This window comes from Kitasatospora sp. NPDC093806 (genome assembly GCF_040683335.1).
Classification (GTDB): Bacteria; Actinomycetota; Actinomycetes; order Streptomycetales; family Streptomycetaceae; genus Kitasatospora.
Genome location: NZ_JBFBDO010000225.1, coordinates 1 through 4105, shown reverse-complemented (window position 1 = coordinate 4105; position 4105 = coordinate 1). Strand labels below are relative to the sequence as shown.

2 protein-coding genes are annotated in these 4105 nt (G+C 70.0%); both read left to right on the top strand.

Features of this window, described 5'->3' with window-relative positions:
• The first annotated feature begins 96 nt into the window (after positions 1-96).
• Positions 97-1494: a D-arabinono-1,4-lactone oxidase gene (locus tag AB0N76_RS39385; protein WP_363565669.1), complete on the top strand. Its 1398-nt coding sequence runs from the start codon at positions 97-99 to the stop codon at positions 1492-1494.
• A gap of 44 nt (positions 1495-1538) precedes the next feature.
• On the top strand, positions 1539-3650 hold the full coding sequence (ligA, locus tag AB0N76_RS39380; RefSeq protein WP_363565670.1) for an NAD-dependent DNA ligase LigA: 2112 nt from the start codon (positions 1539-1541) through the stop codon (positions 3648-3650).
• Positions 3651-4105 lie beyond the last annotated feature (455 nt).

Genomic DNA, 4105 nt, shown 5'->3' with positions numbered 1-4105 from the left:
AGCAGTGTGTCTCCGGTGACACGCAGGTGTTCGCCTCGCAGTTCACCGACCCCGCGGCCGGGGAGGTCGAGGACGAAACCGCTAAGGACTTTCCCCATGACCCTCACCAACTGGGGCGGCAACGTCACCATCGCCGCCCACGACGGCTGGACGCGCATCACGTCTCTGGAACAGCTGGAGTCGATGCTGACGTGCACGGAAGGAACGGTGCGCGTCCTCGGGTCCAGGTTCAGCTACCCGGCCCAGCTGCGCTGCCCGGTAGGCACTCGCGGCATCGTCCTCGACCTCCCCGGCCGCGGGGTCGGTGAACTGCGAGGCGAACACCTGCGTGTCACCGGAGACACACTGCTCGAAGACGTGTGGCGGGCATTCCGCAGCCACGGCCTGGAACCGGCCGCGTGCCCGCCCGTGATCACGAGCCAGACGGTCGCCGGAGCCCTCGCCACCGGCACGCACGCGCAGGGCCTGATCGGCGGCACATTCTCCGACTGCGTGGCCGCCATCGACCTCATGGACGGGACCGGCTCCCTGCACCGGCTCACCCCCGGTGGCACGGACTTCGACGCCACCATTCTCAGTCTCGGCTGCCTCGGTGTGGTCGTCGGCGTGGAGCTTCGCGGCCGGCCGGCAAGGGAGTTGCTCTGTACCCGCTTCACGGTGGCCGAGGACAGCCTGCCTGAAAGCTACGGCGCCTGGAACCGTAAATCCGTGGCCGCCAAGAGCTGGTGGTTCACCGAGCACCAGCTCGTGCACACCTGGGTCACCCACGACGACAGCTGGATGTCCACCGCCTCTGCTGCCTACGGGCCGGCTGACCTGGACCGCATCGTGACACGCACCCGCCGCCGACTGATGGCCGACATCGGCGACGGTCAGGGCCGGACACCGGCCGCCCGGACGTTGGAGAAGTTCCTCGGCGCGAGGGACTCCAAGGGGACGCTCCATGAGATCTTCAGAAACGGCATCCCCGCCCCGCAGCTGAACATGGAGATCGCCGTCCCCCTGGACGCCGTACCCGAGGCTTACGCCAGCCTCAAGGAACTCCTGCACGCCTCTCCGTACAAGCTGCACTACCCCGTCGTCCTGCGCACCACCAGCCCTGCCCGGGGCCACCTGAGCCCTGCGCAGGCAGTCCCGGCGACTTACTTCGGCTTCGTGTCCTACATGACCGCCGAGGGGGTGATCACCGCCGCACGTCCGTTGTTCGACGACATCCAGCGTTTGCTCTACAGCCTGGGCGGGCGGCCGCACTGGGGCAAGTACTTCACCCCAGAGCTCCTGCCGATCTCCAACACCGACGGCTTCCAACAGTTCCGCCGGGCAATCAGCAAGTTCGACCCACACCGGCGCTTCGAGAACGACACCTTCTACCGCACGCTCGGGGTCCCCCCGACACGGCCCCGAATCGACGAACCTGCGTGTCCAGCCCGCCCCGGCCTGCCGGGCCGGCGGGTGGAATCCGGCCCGACTGCGCCCACGCGACACCAGAGGTGAATCGCGGCGGCGTCACCGCCGTACTGTCAGTGCCTCTCCGCAGAATGAGCGGCATGACGAAGCCTTCCACCGTAGCGCCCGCTGTCGACCTTGCCGATGAGGCCGCCTATCTCGAAGCCGTCGTGCAGGCGCGGAAGGCCGCCGACGCCTACTACGGCGCCGGCGAATCGGGCCTGGACGACGACACCTACGACCGGCTGCTGCGCGGCATCACCGCCTGGGAGGACGCGCACCCCGACCGGATCGCGGCCGACTCCCCGTCGCAGCGGGTCGCAGCAGGGGTGACCGCCGGCGACATCCAGCACACCGTCCCGATGCTCAGCCTGGGGAACGTCTTCTCGGACGAGGAACTAACGGCTTGGGCCGTATCGCTGGAGCGACGGCTGGGCGGCGTGGCGGTGGCGGGCTGGGCGGTGGAGCCCAAACTCGACGGCGTAGCCTTGGCCGCCCGCTACCGCGACGGCCAGCTGGCTCGGCTGGTCACCCGGGGCGACGGGACGACCGGGGAGGACGTGTCCCACGCCATCGGGGACATCACCGGCCTGCCCATGACCCTGACCGAACCGGTCACGATCGAGGTGCGGGGCGAAGTCCTGATGACGGAGGCACAGTTCGCCGCCGCGAACGAGTTGCGGACCGCACACGGGGCCACCGCCTTCGCTAACCGCCGCAACGCCTCCTCGGGCTCGCTGCGCGCCAAGGACCGGGCCTACCGGATCGGGCAGACCTTCCTGGCCTACGCCGCGCTCACCGACCCTGAGCACACCGACGACCCCACTCTCGCCGGGCTCACCCACACGCAGTTGGTCGCCCGCCTGGCCGCCCTCGGGCTGGGGACCCCGGCCGGCACCGCGGTCGCCACCACGGCCTGCGCGACTCTTGACCAGGTCGTCGACCGGGTACGCGAGATCGGCGCCCTGCGTGCGGGGCTCGACTTCGAACTCGACGGGGCCGTGATCAAGGCCGACAGCCCCGCCGACCAGCTCCGGGCCGGGATGGGGTCCCGAACCCCGCACTGGGCCACCGCCTTCAAATTCCCGGCCGCCCAGAAGATCACCGTCCTACGCGCCGTGGAGTGGAGCGTGGGCCGCACCGGCGTGATCGCCCCCCGCGCTGTCCTCGACCCCGTCGACGTCGCGGGCACCACCATCACCTACGCCACTCTGCACAACCCAGCCGACATCGCCCGCCGCGGCCTGATGCTCGGAGACCACGTCATCGTCTACCGCGCCGGCGAAGTCATCCCCCGTGTCGAAGGCGCGGTCGCCGGCCTCCGCACCGGCGACGAACAGCCCATCGCTTTCCCCGAACTCTGCCCGCGCTGCGGCTCCGCCATCGACCGCACCCAGGAGCGCTGGCGCTGCGAGCGAGGACGCGCCTGCGGCCGGGTCGAGGCGCTCCGGTACGCCGTCGCCCGCGACGCCCTCGACATCGACGGCCTCGGCGAGAAGATCATCGTGCAACTCGTCGACAAGGGGCTCATCGAGGACTTCGCCGACCTGTTCACCCTCACCCACGACCAACTGCTCACCCTGGACCGCATGGGTGCCAAGAGCGCCGGCAACCTCATGACCGCCATCGAGACCGCCAAGACCAAACCACTCAACCGCGTCTTCTGCGCCCTCGGCATCCTGGGCACCGGCCGCTCCATGTCACTGCGCATCGCCACCCACTTCGGCTCCATGCAGGCCATCCGCGACGCCGATGCCGTCGCCCTCGAGCAGGTCGACGGCATCGGCAACGAGAAGGCCCCCGTGATCGTGGCGGAACTGGCCGACCTCGCCCCGCTCATCGAAAAGCTCCTCGCCGCAGGCGTGAACATGGACCAGCCCGGCTTCGTCCCACCCACTCCCTCAGATTCCGAGGCCGACACGGAGACGACCGCTCAGACGGCGGGCAGCGAGCTGCCCTTGTCCGGAATGACCGTGGTGGTGACCGGCGCGATGACCGGACCCCTGGCGAGCCACTCCCGCACGGAGATGACCGAGCTGATCACCAGAGCAGGAGGCCGTGCCTCTTCGAGCGTCTCGGCCCGTACCCACCTCGTCGTCGCCGGCGAGAACGCAGGCAGCAAGCTCGACAAGGCCCAGGCCTTGGGCATCGAAACCATCACCCCCGAACAACTCGCCGAGCGGCTCACCGACCATCTGTCGTGATCACGGATGAATACCCAGGCCTGACTCGGTGGGCGACGTGGTTGTCGTTCTGGTTCCGTCCGCCCCCGTCCAGGCGCCAGTGGAAGGCCCGGATCGCATCATGCGGCCCGGGCCGGCACTCGCTCCGGTGTTGGGCATCGTGTCCACATTCCCTCCCCTCGCCGTACTCCGGGCCTCGCCCGGAGCACGGCGTTCCCGGCGGCCCACACCCGAGCCACCGTGGAGCTCGCCCGGCCCGAGCCCCGCTCGGGCCGGGCGAGCCAACACACCTCCCCGGGCCCTCCCCCCACCCCCCACCCCCTCCCTCCCCGACCCCTGCCCCGCCAACCCGCAGAGGTCGGGGAGGAGAGGGTGGCCAGGGGTCACCCGTCCCCGCGGACGGTGGACCGGTTGAGGGCGCTGGGTGCGACGGTGCTGAGAACGGACCGGGTCGGTGACATCGCGGTGACGGGCGA